Here is a 16676-nt window from a genome sequence, read left to right as displayed (position 1 = left end):
CGGGAACCCGACCCCGAGCGCAGACCTGTATCGAACGACTAAAGAGATTTCGATGTCCAGAGCCATCACGCTTTCGTCCACGCTCGGCGATAGCCTCCTGTTCGCGCAGATGACCGCGAACGAGACCCTTGGCCGGCTGTTCACTTATGAACTCGACGCGCTCAGCAAGAACGCGCAGATCGACCTGCGCGCGCTGCTCGGCAAACCGATGACGGTCAAGCTGACGACGCCGCAAGGCTATACACGCTACTTCAACGGCATTGTCAGCGAAGCGGGACAGAGCGGCTTCGTCAACATCGAGGACGTGCGCTACGCCGCGTATCGCTTCATGCTGGTGCCCAAGCCGTGGCTGCTCACGCGCAAACGCGACTGCCGCATCTACCGCAACCTGAGCGTGCCGCAAATCGTGCATACGTTGCTCGGCGAGATCGGCTATAGCGATCTGAAACAGAGCCTGACCGGCAACTATCCGGTCCGCGAATATTGCGTGCAGTATCGCGAGAGCGACTTCGACTTCATCAGCCGGCTGCTGGAGCAGGAGGGCATCTACTACTTTTTTACGCACACCGAGCGCGCGCACACGATGGTGCTCGCCGATGCGCTCGGCGCGCATGCGAGCGTGCCGGGCTTCGAGCAGATCCGTTACGCGCCGCCGAGCGGCAGCAGAGTCACGACCATGGGTTCGATTGCCGCGTGGGAAAGCGCGCGCACGATGAATTCGACGCGGGTCCGGTTCGACGACTACGACTACCTGAAGCCGAAGGCATCGCTGCTCGCCACCGAAGAACTGACCGACGCCGCCGACGCACACAGCGTGAGCGGACTCGATCTCTACGACCCGAGCTATTCCGGCACCGGTTACAGCCAGCAGCTGGCGGACGGCCAGCGCTACGCACAGGTGCATGCCGATGCGCTGAACGTGGCGCAGTCCGTCTGCACCGGCACGACCGACGTATGCGGCGTGAGCACCGGTGCGCTGTTCACGCTGAAGGACTTCCCGCTTGCCGACGTCAATCAGGAATACCTCGTGATCGACACCGAGATGCGCCTCGCGGAACCCGACTATATGGGCAGCGGCGGCTACGGCGACGACGTGCCGTTCCAGTGCCGTTTCAAGGTGATCCGCAGCCGGCAGCCGTTCCGCGCCCTGCCGACCACGCCGCGGCCGGTGATCGGCGGGCTGCAGACGGCGGTCGTATACGGAGAAACGCAGGAGGACATCGCCGTCGACAAGTACGGTCGCGTGCAGGTGACGTTCTTGTGGAGCCAGCCCGGCCGGCCGCATCCGGACAATTCCTGCCCGGTGCGCGTTGCGCAGATGTGGGCCGGCAAGCGCTGGGGCGCACAGTTCATGCCGCGCGTCGGCCAGGAAGTGGTGGTCAGCTTCGTCGACGGCGACCCCGACAGGCCGTTGATTATCGGCAGCGTCTACAACGCGGACAACATGCCGCCTTACAGCCTGCCCGAGAACAAGACGCAAAGCGGCGTGAAAAGCCGCAGCCACGAAGGCGGCGGCTCCGCGGACTACAACGAGATCCGCTTCGAAGACAAAACCGGCAGCGAGCAGGTGCTGGTGCACGCGCAGCGGGACTTGCGCGAAGAGTCGGGCCACGACCACGACGTGAGTGTCGCCAACAACTACACGCTGGATGCGGCGAATCAGATCGAGCTGATCGCGGGCCTCGCGAGCATCGTGCTGAAGAGCACGGGCGAGATCGAGATTACGGGCACGCGCCTGCAAATCGAAGGGGCCGTCGATGTCGAACTGAAGGCCGGCGTGTCGATGCAGATCGGCTCCGGGGCGAATTTCAGCGTGGGCTCGCTCGGCGCGATGGAAATCGTGTCGGGCGTGAATATGCACGTTCAGTCGCAGGCGCTGCAACTGGCCGGCACGCTTTCCGCGCTGCTGACCGGCATCGCCTCGATCGTTCCGGCGCCGGTGCCGCCGATGCCGGTTCCGGGCGTCTAGGAGAGCGGCCGTGGATTCGATCATCGCAGCGGCGCGCGAGATGCAGCTCTCCGAGGTCGCGCTGAATGTGCTCGCGACGGCGCGGACGCCGCGCTCGGCGGTCGAGGCGCTGCTCGACGCGGAGCTGGCCGCGGACGCGCTGGGTCTGCTCGCACGGCTGCTGCCGCGGCGCTATGCGGTCGCCTGGTTGTGCCAGTGCGTGCGCGCCGACGAACCCGCCCGCAGCGACGACCGCGCGGGCGTCGAACTCGCCGAACGCTGGGTGCGCGAGCCCGACGACACACGCCGCCGCGACGCGCTCGCTTACGCGCAAGCGCACCGTTTCCGGACCGTCGGCGCGTGGGTGGCCGCCGCGGCCGGATGGTCCGGCGGCAATCTCGCGCCGCCCGGCAGCGAGATTGTCGCTGTGCCGACGGAATTCATGACCGCGCGCGCCGCGGCCGCCGCGATCACGCACCTGGCTGCGCGCGCGTCCACCCGGTTCGCGCAGCGCCGCGCCGGGTTCGTGCGGGTTGCGCTGGACTTGCTGGGTCCACCTGAACGTATCGACGGAGGCATCCGATGAGCAGTGCGCACAGCCTGATCCTTTCCGTGCAGGACGAACAGGCGGAACGCGCCGGCAGCAGACCGGAGCAGAGGTTCGACGGCTGCGACGGCAGCATCGGCCGCTCGGAAGACTGCGACTGGGTGTTGAGTTCGGACGGCGTATCGCGTCTGCACGCGCAGGTGCGCTACCTGAACGGCATCTATTTCATCGAGGACCGCAGCACGAACGGCATGCTGCTGAACGGCGTGCCGCTGCGCAAGGGGGACCCCGCCGCGCTCAAGGACGGTGACCGTTTGCAGATCGACATGTTCGATGTGAACGTGCGGCTCGTCGGCGACGCCGACACGCAGCAGGATGCGACGCGGTTCGGTGGTGCGCACGACGAAGCCGCCGCGCCGGTTGCCGCGTCGCCCTGGGTATCGCTCGCGGCGTCTCGCGCGACGCCGGCACGTGCGGCGAATGTGGAGCGCGCCGCGGCATCGCGCGAGGACTCGCAGCGTGCGGGCCCGACGGACGGACCGTCGTATCGCGACGCACCGGTTGCGGCGCCCGCCGCTCGCGAAGGGCTGATTCCCGGCGCCGCGGACGCGCCAGGCGCAAGCCTCGACCCGCTCGCGCTGTTCGATACGCCGTCTTCGTACCTCGATGCGGGCGCGCCGCACACGCCGGCGCAAGCGGGCTGGAATCATACGGCGAGCGCCGCCGACCGCTTTCAGCCGCCGCATGTCGCGCCGCGCCAGGAGGGCGCGTCGCTGCTGCCGGAAGACTGGGACGCAAGCCAGATCGGCGCGATACCGGGGCGTGCGAAACGCGATGCGGCTGACGCGCCGCCTGCACGGGGGAAAGAGGAAGCGGTTGATCGGCAGGATGCGCGCGTGCGGTCCAACGCCTCCGATGCGTTAAACGCCTCCGACGCCTCCGACGCCTCCGAAGTCTCTGATGCGTCAAATGCGTCAAATGCCTCAAATGCCTCAAATGCCTCAAATGCCTCAAATGCCTCAAATGCCTCAAATGCCTTAAACACTTCCGATGCCTCCGATGCCTTCGACGGCCCCGACGCCTCCGATGCGCCACTGCCCGAACCCGTAACGGCTGACCCGTCGTTGCCGCCGCCGATCGCCGCCGCCGATACGCCGCAAGGCGCAACGGCGAGCGGCGATCCCCCGTCCGGGCCAACGATGGGGACGGCGGCGGCGCCAGCGCCGTCGCCGTCGCCGGTTGCCGGGATAGCCGCCGCGTTCCCGGCAACGCCACCAGCCGCAACCGTGCCTCCGGCCGCTGCCGTGCCGAACCTCGAGCAGATGTTCGTCATCGCCGTCGACGCGATGATGGACGTGCTACGTGCGCGCGCGGAGATGAAGAACAGCTTCCGTTTGCCCGCGACGCTGATCCAGCGTTTCGAGAACAACCCGTTGAAGTTCGCCCCCAATGCCGAGGAAGCGGTGAAGACGCTGCTCGCGCCGCCGAACAGCGCGTTTCTGTCCGGCATCGACGCGCTCGACGATGCCGCCGCCGACATTCGCAGTCACCAGATGGCGATGCTGGCCGGCGTGCGCTCGGCGTTCCAGTCGGTGCTCGCGTATTTCGATCCCGCGCGCATCGAGCAGGATTCCGAAGGGAGTGTGCGGCGCCTCGCGCTGGGTTACCGGCCGCGTTACTGGGAGCGCTACAAGGAACAGTTCGACATGCTGACGAAAAATCCGGACGAGTGTTTTCGCCGCCTGTTCGGCGAAGAATTCGCGCGCGCTTACGAGGAACAGCTGGCCCGTCTGAAAAGCGGCCGTGCCTGAACATACCGACGACTCACCGCCACGACATGACTCAAAGCAACAAGGTGATATGGAGCGAAGGACTGTTTCTGCGGCCGCAGCATCTGCAGCAGCAGGAACGTTACCTCGAGCGATACGTGGAACTGCGCACCGGCAGCCTGCGCCCGTATGCGTGGGGTTTTGAGGCGCTCGAGTTCGAACGCGATCTGCTCGCGATCGGCAAGCTCGGTATTCGCAGCGCGCGCGGCGTGTTCCCTGACGGCACGCCGTTCGCGATGCCGTACGACGACCCGCTGCCGCCGCCGCTCGATATCGATGCGAACTGGCGCGATGAAGTCGTGCATCTGAGCTTGCCGCTGCGTTCGGCGACGCAGCCCGACAGCAGCTGGCCCGGCACGCGCACCGATCAGCTGTTGCGCTACAGCGTGCGCGAGACCGAGGTGCACGATGCGTCGGGCAGCGCCGCGGGGCTCACCACGCTCGAAGTGGGCGGCATGAATGTGCGGCTGGTGCCGGACTCGCAGCCAGCGGAAGGGCTGATGCGCATACCGGTTGCGCAGATCGTCGAATGCCGCGCGGACCGGCGTGTGACGCTCGACGAAGCATTTGTGCCGACCGCGCTGAGTACGCAGTCCGCGCAGCGGCTCGTCACGTTTCTCACTGAACTGCTCGGCCTGTTGCATCAGCGCGGCGAGGCGCTCGCGAGCCGCGTCGCGGAGACCGACCGCGGCGGCGTGGCCGGCATTGCCGACTTTCTGCTGCTGCAGGTGATCAACCGTTATCAGCCGCTGATCGCGCATCTGGCCGAGGCGCCGTTGCTGCACCCGGAAGCGCTTTACCAGTTGCTGGCCGGAATGGCCGGCGAGCTCGCCACGTTCACCGCACGCGGCAAGCGCGCACCGGCGTTCCCGCCGTACCGGCACGAGGCGCTGCGCGAGAGCTTCGAGCCGGTGATCGCGGCGCTGCGCATCGCGTTGAGCGCGGTGCTCGAGCAGAGCGCGATCGCGATTCCGCTGCAGCAGCGCAAGTACGGCGTATGGGTCGGCGTGGTACCCGATCTCACGCTGCTCGACACGGCTGCGTTCGTGCTCGCGGCGAAGTCGGACCTGAAGGCCGAAGACATGCGGCGGCAACTGCCGAGTCAGTCGAAGATCGGCCCGGTCGAGCAGATTCGCGACCTCGTGAATCTGCAGTTGCCCGGCATCGGCGTATCGCCGATGCCGGTTGCGCCGCGCCAGTTGCCGTATGCGTCCGGCTTCCATTATTTCGAATGCGACAAGAGCTCGCCGATGTGGCGCACGCTGAAGACGTCCGGCGGCATTGCGATGCACTTCGGCAGCGGCTTCGCCGGTCTCGATCTGCAATTGTGGGCGGTGCGCGCATGAGCGCCGGCAAACATCGGCCCGATGACCCGGCGCTGCAGAGCGACGCGACCGTGGTGCGCCCGCAAGGCGGCGCGCCTGCGGCCGACGCCGCCAACGCGGACGACGCGACCCGCATCATCTCGCCGCGCGCCGCTGGCGACGCCGGGCCGCATAGCGCACCCCATAGCACGCCGCGTGTGGCGGCCGGCGCGCCGTCGAAGCCCGCACCCGCCGCGCTGCGCGCCGAACTCGGCGACTTTCTGAGCAGCGTCGCGAACCTGCTGGTGCGCGCGGCGAACCCGCTGCTGCTGCTCGCGGTGCATTTGCGCCATAGCGTCGCGCCGCCGGCCGACGTCACGCGCCTGCGCGAGCAGGTGGTCGCGCAGCTGCAGGACTTCGAGCGCCATGCGCAGAACGCGGGCCTCAATACGCAGGCGATCATGGCCGCGCGCTACGTGCTGTGCACGATGATCGACGAGTCGGTGAACAATGCGCCGTGGGGAGAGTCGAGCGGCTGGGCGCAGAAGACGCTGCTCGTGACCTTCCACGGCGAGTCCTATGGCGGCGCCAAGTTTTTCCAGATTCTCGAGCGGCTCGTCGGCGATTTCTCGCGGCACCTCGATCTGATCGAGCTGATGTACATCTGCCTTGCGCTCGGCTTCGGCGGCCGCTATCTGGTCGAGCCGGGCGGCCTCGCACGTCTGGCCGACATTCAGGAAGACCTGTACCGGCGCATCCGCGCGCTGCGCGAGGCGCCCGCCACCGAGCTCGCGCCGCACTGGCGCGGCATCGAGGACCGCCGCAATCCGATCATGCGCTACGTGCCGCTGTGGGTAGTCGCCGCGGCGGCGGCCGTCGTGCTGCTCGCGGCGTTCCTGTTCTTCGACATGAAGCTGAATGCGCAGGTCGAGCCCGTCAGCGCAACGCTCGCGAAGATCGGCCTCGAAGATGCCGCGCCGCCGCAGACCGTTGCCCGGCCGCCGGCGCCGGTACGCAAGACGTTGCGGCAACTGCTCGCGCCGCAGGAGCAGGCGGGCCAGCTCAGTATCGAGGACCGGCCCGATGGCGAGGAAATCGTGCGTCTGGCGGCCGCAGGGCTTTTCGCATCGAGCAGCGCGGATATCGCGCCCGGCGAGATCGGTCTGCTGCACAGGATGACCTGGGCATTGAACCAGTTGCGCGGCCGCGTGATCGTGGTCGGCCATACCGACGATCAACCGCTGCGCTCGCTGAAGTTCAAGGACAACTTCGAGCTGTCGGCCGCGCGCGCACGCAACACGCAGCAGATCCTCGCGCAGGGTCTCGATGACCCGCGCCGGCTCGAATCGAGCGGCGCCGGTTCGTCGCAACCGGTCGCAACGCCGGTCGACACGCCGGCCAACCGGGCGCGCAACCGGCGCGTCGAAATTCTGTATATCCCGGAGAACTGAACCCATGGACACGCTGAAAACGTGGGCGAAGTCGCGCGGGTTCGTCACCGCGCTCGGGCTGCTGCTGATCGCGCTGCTGATCTGGCTCGGCGGCCCGTATCTGGGCATCGGCGATAGCCAGCCGCTCGCGGGCGCCGGCGCGCGCCTCGCGCTGATGTTCGCGCTGGTGCTGGCCGTGCTGCTGGGCGTGCAGCTCATGCAATGGCGCGGCAAGCGCAAGACCGCGCGGCTCCCGGGCGAACTGGCCGGGCAGGAGGCGCAGCTTGCCGCCGCGGACGAACGCAGCGCCGCCGAACGTGCGCAGCTTCAGCAGCGCTTTCAGGAAGCGATCGACACGCTGCGCAAGACCCGCAAGAACGGCGGCAATCTGTACGCGCTGCCGTGGTACGCGATTATCGGGCCGCCGGGCTCCGGCAAGAGCACGCTGCTGCAGAACTCGGGCCTCGAATTTCCGCTGTCCGAACGATTCGGCAAGGAAGCGCTGCGCGGCGTCGGCGGCACCCGATACTGCGACTGGTGGTTCACCGACGAGGCGGTGTTTCTCGACACGGCAGGCCGTTACACGACACAGGATTCCGACGCGGCCGCCGATGCTTCCGCATGGGAGGCGTTCCTCAAGCTGCTGCGCCGCTACCGCAAGCGCCGCCCGCTGAACGGCGTGATCGTGACGATGAGCATGTCGGACCTGCTGACGCTCGACGAGCATGCGCGCGAGCAGCACATTCGTGCGGTGCGCCGCCGGCTCGACGAGCTCGCGCAGCATCTGAAGGTCGGCTTGCCGGTGTATCTGGTGTTCACCAAGTGCGACCTCGTCGCGGGCTTCGGCGAATTCTTCGACGACCTCGGGCCGGATCTGCGCGCTCAGGTGTGGGGCATGTCGTTTGCGGTCGGCAAGACGATCGACGGCAGCGCGTGCACGGCCTTCGCCGCCGAATTCGATCTGCTGCTCGAACGGCTCAACACGCGGCTGCTCGAACGCCTGCACGCGGAACGCGACCGCAGCCGGCGCGCCGCGGTGCTGAGCTTCCCGCAGCAACTCGGCGCGCTGCGCGAGCTCGCGCGGCAATTCGTCGAAGGCGTGTTCGCACGTCACCCGTATGGCGCGCCGCCGCTGCTGCGCGGCGCCTATCTCACCTCGGGTACGCAGGAAGGCGCGCCGATCGACCGCATGCTGAGCGCGGTTGCGCGCACCTTCGGAGTCGACGCGGCGCGCGTGCAGAGCGGCGCGGGTCAGCGGCGCACGTTCTTCGTCGAACGGCTGCTGAAAGAAGTGCTGTTCGGCGAGTCGGGCTTCGCCGGCACGAACCCGCGGCTCGAACGCCAGAAGATCCTGCTGCAGGCGCTTGCCTATGCGGGTATTACGCTCGTGACCGCGTTGCTGGTGGCGGGCTTTGCCGCGAGCTACGCGCGCAATCGCAGCTACGTCGACCAGGTGCAGGATGCGCTGACGGATCTTCCGCCCGACAACACGCTCGCCGGCGCGCCCGATCTGAAGTCGTACTTCGCGCGCGCGCTGGCGCGCCTCGAAGTGGTGGCGGGCGCGCAGGACGCGGCGGGGCAGTACCAGGACCATGTGCCGCTGCTGATGCGCTTCGGCCTGTATCAGGGGCACGCACTGCTGCGGCAGGTGCATGACGCGTATTTGCGTGAACTCAACAGCAGCCTGTTGCCCGGTGCGGGGGTGCGCTTTCGCGAAGGGCTCACGGCCAGCGCGAACGATCCGCAGGCGCTGTACGGCTACCTGAAAGGCTATCTGATGCTCGGCGAGCCGCAGCATCGCGATGCGGGTGAGCTGGCGGCGCTCGGCCGCATCGAATGGCAGCGGCTCTTTGCGCAAGACCCGGCTATCCAGAAAGCGCTCGACAGGCATTTCGACGCGCTGGTGACCGATCCGCAGAAACCGCGCGCGTTGCCGCTCGACAGTGCGCTGGTCGACAAGGCCCGCGCGACGCTGAAGACGGCCGATCTGTCGACGCTGATCTACGGCAGCATGAAGCTCGACGCCGAGCGCGCCGGCGCGCCGCCGGTGCGCCTCGATCAGACGCTCGGCCTGCTCGGCAACGTGTTCCGTCGCAAGAGCGGCGCGCCGTTGTCGCAACCGTTGCCGGCGCTCTTCACACGGCCGTATTTCGCGAGCGAAGTGGATCGCGGGCTCGACGACGCGGTGCAACGCTTCGTGAAGGACGACTGGGTGTTCGGCGCAACCCGTCTCGATCCGCTCGCGCGTTCGCGCTTCGAGCAGCAGGTGCTGACGCTCTATGAACAGGACTACATCGGCGCGTGGGACGGCCTGCTCGGCGATCTGCAACTGCAGCCGGTGTCGAGCATCGCGGACGCCAGCGCGCTGGCCGCGAAACTGTCCGGCCCGAGCTCGCCGTTGAAGGCGCTGCTGAACCTCGTGCGCGACAACACCAGCGATATGTTGCGCGGCCTCGATGCAAATGGCGGTGCTACCGCGTCAGGTGAAGGCGGTGCGTCCGGTGCATCGGCTACCGACGAGGCAAAAGCGCAGGCGAAGGCCGCGGCGGCGGGCAAGCGCATCGTGACGCAGCGCGCGTTGAACACGAGCCTCGCGCGCGAGTTGCAGAACGCCGGCGCTGGTTCGCCGGCCGGCGCGTCGAATGGTACGTCGGCCGGTACGTCGATTGGCGCGCCGGCGAGTCCCGCCGCCGGCGCGAGCGAGGCCGCGGCCGCGCAACCCGGCGCGGCCATCGAAGCGCATTTCGCGCAGTTGAATGCGCTCAGCGCGGGCGCACCGGGCGCGACCCCGCTCGATCAGCTGAACGGCGTGCTCGACCAGTTGAGCAAGACGCTGCTGACGATGAACGATCTGAGCGACCCCGCCGCGCAAAACAGCCCTGCGCTGCTCGCCGCGCGGCAGGAGAGCGGACAGTTGCCGCCGCAGGTCGCGAGCCTCGTCTCCGGACTGACCGGCAAGAGCGCGGCGCTGGTCGCAAGCGGCACGAGCGCCGCGCTTGCCGATCAGTTCCGCGCGGCCGCGGGCAATGACTGCGCGAGTTTCGTCGATGGCCGGTATCCGTTCGCGGCAGGCTCGGCGTCCGACATTCCGGTGCAGAACTTCGCGGATCTGTTCGGCAACGGCGGACGCTTCGACAGCTTCTTCAAGTCGACGCTCGCCAAAGTGATCGACACCAGCGGCCGTGCATGGCGCTGGAAGCCGGGCGTGATGGCCGCTCCCGACTGGCTGCTGGCGACGGCGCAAAACGCCGACCAGATCCGCCAGAGCTACTTCCGTAGCGGTGCGCAGATCCAGGTCGGTTTCACGCTGCTGGCGCCGCAGCTCGATCCGGCAATCGCCCGGCTGAGCGTCGAGATCGACGGCCAGAAATACGACTCCGCGACGGGCGGCGCGGCCGGCAGTGCGATGACCTGGCCCGGGCCGCAGCCCGGCCGCGTGGTGATCAGCGCGTTCGATACGGCGGGCCAGCCGGTCGGCGCGCCGCTCCAATACCAGGGCGATTGGGCGCTGTTTCATGCGCTCGACGCGGCGCATCTGCAAAAACAGGGCGACCTGCGCTATGTCGCGAGCTTCGATTTTGGCGGACACGTCGTGCAATTGCCGCTTCAACCAGCCAGCCTCACGAACCCGTTTCTGAACGGTGAGGTGCGGCGTTTCCGGTGTCCGCAATGAGCGGCGCCGTCGGCTTTTACGGCAAGCTCGCGATGGCGGGCGACTTCGTCCAGCGCCGCTTGCCGTCCGGCTTCGTGGAAGCCTGGGACCGTCATTTTCAGCGCGCCGTCGAAGCGGGGCGCCGCGAGCTGGGCGAGCGCTGGAGCGCGGTCTATCGGCGCGGCGGCATCTGGCGTTTCATGCTGTCGGCCGGCGTGTGCGGCGAGGGCGCGTGGTGCGGCGTGATCGCGCCCGCCGAGGACCGGCTGGGGCGCGAATTTCCGATGGTGCTGGCGGCGCCCTGCGCCGGCCATGCCGCGCACATGGCGGGCAACGGCGCGTGGTTCGATGCGCTTGAACAGGGTTATTGCGTCGCGTGCGCCGAGGCGCCGGATGTCGTGGCGTTCGATGCGCATATCGCGGCCTTGCCGGCTCCATTCGAGCCGGATGCCGATCCGGCCGCGTGCTGGAACCGCCTCGATTGGGAAGGCGGGCAGTGGCGCCTGACGTCATCCGCGTGCACCGGCATGCTGCTCGGCGAGGCGTGGCGGCAGGCTGCTGCGCGGTCCGGCGGGTGGTGTCTGTGGTGGACGCAGGACGTCGGGCGTCTGCTCGCGACGCGCGGTCTGCCGGATAGCTATGCCGCGCTGCTCGATGCCGACGCCGACGCCGTGCATGACGATGCGCCGCGCGCGCAGCCGACGGTGGACCGTGCCGTTCAGAGTCGCGGCGCGGCGCGCGCGGGGCTTGCGTCGACGGCGGAAGCGGCGGTGCTGGCGAATTCCGGCGCCGGGCATGCAGAAGCGGGCGCGCGGCGGCACGACGAAGGGCAAGCCGTGCGTCGTGACGGAGGGTACGCCGCGCGTGCTGCGCAGGGCTACGTGGAAGGCGACGCGGTGCGTGCCGTGCAGGACTACGTGGAAGGCCGCGACGTGCGTGCTGCGCAGGACTACGCGGAAGGCCGTGACGTGCGTGCTGCGCAGGACTACGCGGAAGGCCGTGACGTGCGTGCTGCGCAGGACTACGTGGAAGGCCGTGACGTGCGTGCTGCGCAGGGCTACGCGGAAGGCCGTGACGTGCGTGCTGCGCAGGGCTACACGGAAGGCGGTGACCTGCGTGCGGCGCAGGACTACACGGAAGGCCACGACATGCATGCCGCGCAGGGCTACACGGAAGGCGGTGACCTGCGTGCGGCGCAGGACTACACGGAAGGCCACGACATGCATGCCGCGCAGGACGACGCGGAAGGCGATGCCCTGCGTGCTGCGCAAGGCTACGGGGAAGACCACTCGATGCGCACCGCACAGGAGCAGATGGAAGGCCGCGCCGTGCATACCGCGCACGACGACATGCAACACCACGCACAACGGCCCGCGGTCCGGCACGCCGCTTCGCGCGCCAGCGCGCACCCGCACGACGTTGCGATACCGGCGTCCGCCGCCGACCCGAGCACGGACCTGAGCACCGACCTCGCCGATGCGGCGCTGCTCGATCTCGACCACGGCCGCACGCTGCTGCTGAGCGCCGACGACGGTCTGCCCGACCCGCGCCGCCGCGCGGCGCGCAGCATCCGCGCGGCGGCGCTCGCGAGCGCGCCGGATCTGGCCAGCTTGCAAGCGAACCTGCTCGCGCTGCATCCGTCTCTGCTCGCGTCGAGCCAGGGGCCGATCGCACCGTCGCCGGAGGACGGCGCCGCGCTCGCCGTGCGCTTCGACGCGGGCCGCATACACCTGTTGCGGATCGGCGCCGCGGCTGCGTGGCACTGGCGGCATGGCCAGTTGCGGCCGCTTTTCGTCGAACGCGCGGCGGGCGTGGGCGGTGAGTTCGACGATCTGCTGTTCGGCGCCGCGTGGCTCGCGATGCCGGGTCTCGGCAGCGCCGCGGGCCCGCAATGCGACGAAGCGGGCGGCGCGTTCGAACCGGGCGACCGGCTGCTGCTGCTGGTCACCCGCGCGCTTACACAATTGCCGCACGCGATCTTCGCGCAAGCGCTCGCGCTGCCCGCCTGCGCCGACGCGCGCATTCATATCGCCACGTGCGCCGGGCTCGGCGCGGCGCACGCGCAGTGGCCGCTCGCGGTCATCGAGGAGGGCGCATGACGACGACTTTCCGCTCGGCCGGCCGCACCGAAACCGGCAAGGTGCGCCGCTACAACGAAGACGCGATCCTGGTGCGCGACGACCTCGGTCTGTGGGCGGTCGCCGACGGGCTCGGCGGCCACGCGGCGGGCGACTATGCGAGCGCATTGATCGTCGAGCGGCTCGGCGCGTTGTACCGCGACGGCAGTGTCTACGACTTCGTCGAATCGATCGAGGACAGCCTCGTGCAGGTCAATGCGGATCTGCGCGCAGCGGCGCTGGCGCGACGCGTCGATGTGATCGCCTCCACCGTCGTCGTGCTGGTGCACGACAAGGACTTCGTGCTGTGCGGCTGGGTCGGCGACAGCCGCGGCTATGTGTACGAGGACGGCGGCCTGTGCCAGCTCACACGCGACCACGTGCACGGCCTGAAAACCGATGTCACGCGGTTCACCACGGGCGCGCGCGAGCAGGCCAACTCCGGTGTCCTGACGCGCGCGATCGGCGCCGAGGATCAGTTGCACGTCGACTGGGCCGTGGCCGGCAGCCGACCCGGCATGCAATTCCTGCTCTGCTCGGACGGCATCAACAAGGAACTGAGCGACGCCGAACTGGAGCGCGGCTACCGCGAGCACGACGCCGCTCCGCATGAGCAGCTCACGCAACTGTTCGCGCAGGCGCTCGGCCGCGCCGCGCGCGACAACCTTTCCGCCGTGATGGTGCGGCTCGACGAGCCGTGAGGATCCCGTCATGAACGACCTCGAAGCACTCATCCTCGCGTATCGCGCGCACACGCTGGATCTCGCCGCGCTGCTCGACGCCGTCAGCGCGCGCGGCGCGCAGCCGGCCATCGACCATCTCGCCGAACTGGCCGGGCTGCAGCGGCTGAGCGAGGAAGGCGAACTGGAACCCGCGGTGGCCGGCGCGTTGACGCGCTGTCTGCAGGCAGCGCAGGACCGGGTGGGCGCGGGCGTGCCGGGTGCGCATGACGCGACCGTCGTGAAGCCCGCACCGCGCACGCCTTCGCACGCCGCCGACGCGGCCACCGTGGTGCAGCCGGCGGCGCGCCACGGCGCGCCCGATGACGACGCGACCGTCGTGAAACCGGCCAGCCGCCGCGACACCGGCACCGGTACCGCTACAGGCGCGGACAGCGACAGCAGCCGCAACCAGGCGAGCTGGCGCCGCGTGGCCGAAGCGCAGAGCGGCGCCTATGCGAGCGTCGGCATGCTGCTGAAAGGGCGTTTTCTGCTCGAGCGCGAACTGGGCCGCGGCGGGATGGGCGTGGTCTATCTGGCGCGCGACGAACGCAAGGTCGAAGCACGCGACCGCGACCCGTATGTCGCGGTGAAAGTGCTCAACGACGAATTCCGCCGCCATCCCGATTCGCTGATCGCGCTGCAGCGCGAAGCGCGGCGTGCGCAGCAGCTCGCGCACGACAACATCGTGCGTGTCTACGATTTCGACAAGGACGGCACGATCGTCTTTATGACGATGGAGTACATCGACGGCACCGACCTGCGCACGCTGATTCGCGAACGCGCGTACTCGGGCATGTCGATCGACGATGCGTGGCCGCTGATCAAGGGCATGGCGCGCGCGCTCGAACGCGCGCACGCGAACGGCATCGTGCACTCGGACTTCAAGCCGGCCAACGTGATGGTGACGCGCGAGGGTGTGCCGAAGGTGTTCGACTTCGGCATTGCGCGCGCGGGCAAATATGGAGGCGAAGCGGTCGGCGAACAGACGGTGTTCGATGCCGGCACGCTCGGCGCGATGACGCCGGCGTACGCGAGCCTCGAGATGATCGAGGGCAAGGCGCCGCGCGCGGCCGACGACGTCTACGCGCTCGGCTGCGTGACCTTCGAGCTGCTCACCGGACGCCATCCGTTCGACAAGCTGAGCGCGCAGGTCGCGCTCGGCGAAGGCCGCAAGGCGCCGGTCGTGCCTGCGCTCACGAAGCGGCAAAACAAGGCCTTGAGCGACAGCCTCGCGTTTCGCGGCGGCGAGCGGCTGCAAAGCGCCGACGCGCTGCTCGAAGGCCTGCGCCGGCGCAGGCTCGGCGAGCGGCTTGCGCCGTACTTCGTGGGAGCGGTCGCCGTCGCGGTGCTGGCCGCCGGCGGCTGGGCGCTGCACGATCATCTGCGCCACCGGCATCTCGAAGACGTGGTCGCGCGCTTTTCGATCAGCGACCCGCGGCACTACGCGAATGAAGACGATGCGGCGCGGGCCCTTGACGGCCTCAGCGACGAACAGCGCAGACGCATCGTGCTGGACCAGGGCGAACGGATCCAGACCTTCCTGCTCGCGCGCCTGAACGAATACTGGAACCCGGCGGCGGGGCGGCTGAACTACGCGGCGGCTCAGCATGTGTTCCAGGTGCGCAACCGCTTCGAGCTGTTTTCGACTGCGCTGGATGCGCGCCGCAAAGAGATCGACGACCAGCGCGAAGCGGTGCTCGACGATCTGAACACGCAGCTTGCCGATGCGCTCGAAAACGACAGGTTATCCGAAGGAAAGCCGGGCAACGCAACCGACATCATCGCGCGCATGCGCGCGCTGGATCCGCATAGCGCGTGGCTGACGCGCCCGCAGCTGGAACAGACATTCGATACGTCGATCGGACGGCAGATCGGGCAGGACCAGTTCAACGACGCGAACGCGTGGATCTCGCTGGGCCTGCAGCTGTTCCCGGACTCGGCGCGCCTGAAGCAGCGCCGCAGCCAGCTCACCGCCGCGGTGACGGCGGTGGCGGCGGGTCTGCCGGTCCCGACGCCCGGTGCGATGAGCGTGCCCGATGCGCGCAACGCGCTCGTCAATCTGGCTAGCCGGCCCGCGCCCGGCGACGACTGGAAAGATGCGGTGGCGCGTGCGATGGCGGCGCTGCAAAACGACACGGCGCCGGAGACGAAGCAGGCGGTCGATGCGCTTGCCGACGGCATCGTCGTCGCAATCGGCCGGGTCAGCGATCCGGCGAAAGTGCAGCAAAGCCTCGATCTCGTCAACGTCGGTTTGCAATACGATCCGCAGTCGGCCGAACTCATCGAGCAGCACGATCGCCTGCAGGGTTTGCTGCAGCAACAGCAGATCGACCGGCAGATCGCCGGCGAGGAAGTCGCCTCCGCGATCGATTCGGTGCGCCGCGCGGCCGCCGCGAACAACGCGACAGGCGCGCAGGAATCGCTCGACCGGATCAAGGCGCTGCAACCGTCCAATCCGTTTCTGAGCGGCGCGGGTCCGCAACTCGTCAGCGCGGCGTATCTGAACGAGGCGCGTGCGTTGTGCCGTCAAGGCAAGCTGTCCGATGCGGCGAACCTCGCGTTGCAGGGCGCAAAAGCACTCGGCGACCCCGCGGAGCTGAGCAACGCGGCCGAACGCTACGATCTTGCCGCCGCGGTGATGAATGCGCGCGCGCAGCGTGTCACCGATGTCGACTACCAGGGCTTGCAGGCACGTTACGACGCCGCGCAGGCAACCGACCCCGCCGGAATGACGCAACTGGACCGCGACCTCGGCGCGAGCCGCGGACTGCCGCCGGGCGGCCTGCGAGACTGGCTCGCGCAGGTCAAGGCACGGGTTCGCGAGCCGCTCAACGGCACCCGCACCGGCGCGCTGGGTGTGTCCGAAGGCGGTTCGCGGCGGGCAGGGGAGCAGGCATGAGCGAACGCGAACGGCAGGTCAACCTTCGGTTGAACGAACTCGACGATGCGCACCGCCTGGGGCATATGGCGCGCGACGAATACCGGCTGCGCCGTCGTCGTTTGCTGGCGTCGCTCGGCGACGATACGCGCAAGGCGGGCCGCGACACGGTGCGCCGTCCCGCGCCTGCGGGCGACGCGGCAACGCTGGCTGCGACGAGGCCGCGCGAGCGCGGCACAGGCGCCGAGG

General features: G+C 68.7%; 9 protein-coding genes and 1 pseudogene. All 10 read left to right on the top strand.

The features are described 5' to 3' along the window. Positions 1 to 52 precede the first annotated feature (52 nt). Positions 53 to 1969 carry a type VI secretion system Vgr family protein gene (locus HV675_RS28660; RefSeq protein WP_246270618.1) on the top strand — a complete coding sequence of 639 codons (1917 nt, stop codon included), beginning with the start codon at positions 53 to 55 and terminating at the stop codon, positions 1967 to 1969. Positions 1970 to 1979: 10 nt separating this feature from the next. Next, on the top strand, positions 1980 to 2534 hold the full coding sequence (locus HV675_RS28655; protein ID WP_217478285.1) for a DUF6931 family protein: 555 nt from the start codon (positions 1980 to 1982) through the stop codon (positions 2532 to 2534). Then, positions 2531 to 4306: a type VI secretion system-associated FHA domain protein TagH gene (gene tagH, locus HV675_RS28650; RefSeq protein ID WP_175114834.1), complete on the top strand. Its 1776-nt coding sequence runs from the start codon at positions 2531 to 2533 to the stop codon at positions 4304 to 4306. Before HV675_RS28655 ends, tagH begins: the two co-directional genes overlap by 4 nt. A gap of 26 nt (positions 4307 to 4332) precedes the next feature. After that, a complete protein-coding gene (gene tssK, locus HV675_RS28645) occupies positions 4333 to 5670 on the top strand; it encodes a type VI secretion system baseplate subunit TssK (RefSeq protein ID WP_175114833.1) in 1338 nt (445 codons plus the stop codon). Next, positions 5667 to 7079 (top strand): type IVB secretion system protein IcmH/DotU, encoded by a 1413-nt coding sequence (gene icmH, locus HV675_RS28640; RefSeq protein WP_175114832.1) that lies wholly within the window; start codon positions 5667 to 5669, stop codon positions 7077 to 7079. Before tssK ends, icmH begins: the two co-directional genes overlap by 4 nt. 4 nt (positions 7080 to 7083) lie before the next feature. After that, complete coding sequence (gene tssM / locus HV675_RS28635) at positions 7084 to 10731, top strand: type VI secretion system membrane subunit TssM (protein ID WP_175114831.1); 3648 nt, start codon at positions 7084 to 7086, stop codon at positions 10729 to 10731. Next, positions 10728 to 12809 (top strand): type VI secretion system-associated protein TagF, encoded by a 2082-nt coding sequence (gene tagF, locus HV675_RS32275; protein ID WP_217478284.1) that lies wholly within the window; start codon positions 10728 to 10730, stop codon positions 12807 to 12809. Before tssM ends, tagF begins: the two co-directional genes overlap by 4 nt. After that, positions 12806 to 13528, top strand: coding sequence for a PP2C family protein-serine/threonine phosphatase (locus HV675_RS28625; protein ID WP_175114830.1), 723 nt, complete (start codon positions 12806 to 12808; stop codon positions 13526 to 13528). Before tagF ends, HV675_RS28625 begins: the two co-directional genes overlap by 4 nt. Positions 13529 to 13538: 10 nt before the next feature. Then, a complete protein-coding gene (locus HV675_RS28620; RefSeq protein ID WP_175114829.1) occupies positions 13539 to 16448 on the top strand; it encodes a serine/threonine-protein kinase in 2910 nt (969 codons plus the stop codon). Further along, positions 16445 to 16676 (top strand): annotated as a pseudogene (locus tag HV675_RS28615) (hypothetical protein); the annotation flags it as partial. The gene HV675_RS28620 and the pseudogene HV675_RS28615, both read left to right, overlap by 4 nt.

This window comes from Paraburkholderia solisilvae (assembly GCF_902859875.1).
Taxonomy (GTDB): domain Bacteria; phylum Pseudomonadota; class Gammaproteobacteria; order Burkholderiales; family Burkholderiaceae; genus Paraburkholderia; species Paraburkholderia solisilvae.
This window is presented reverse-complemented; position numbering and strand designations above follow the sequence as displayed.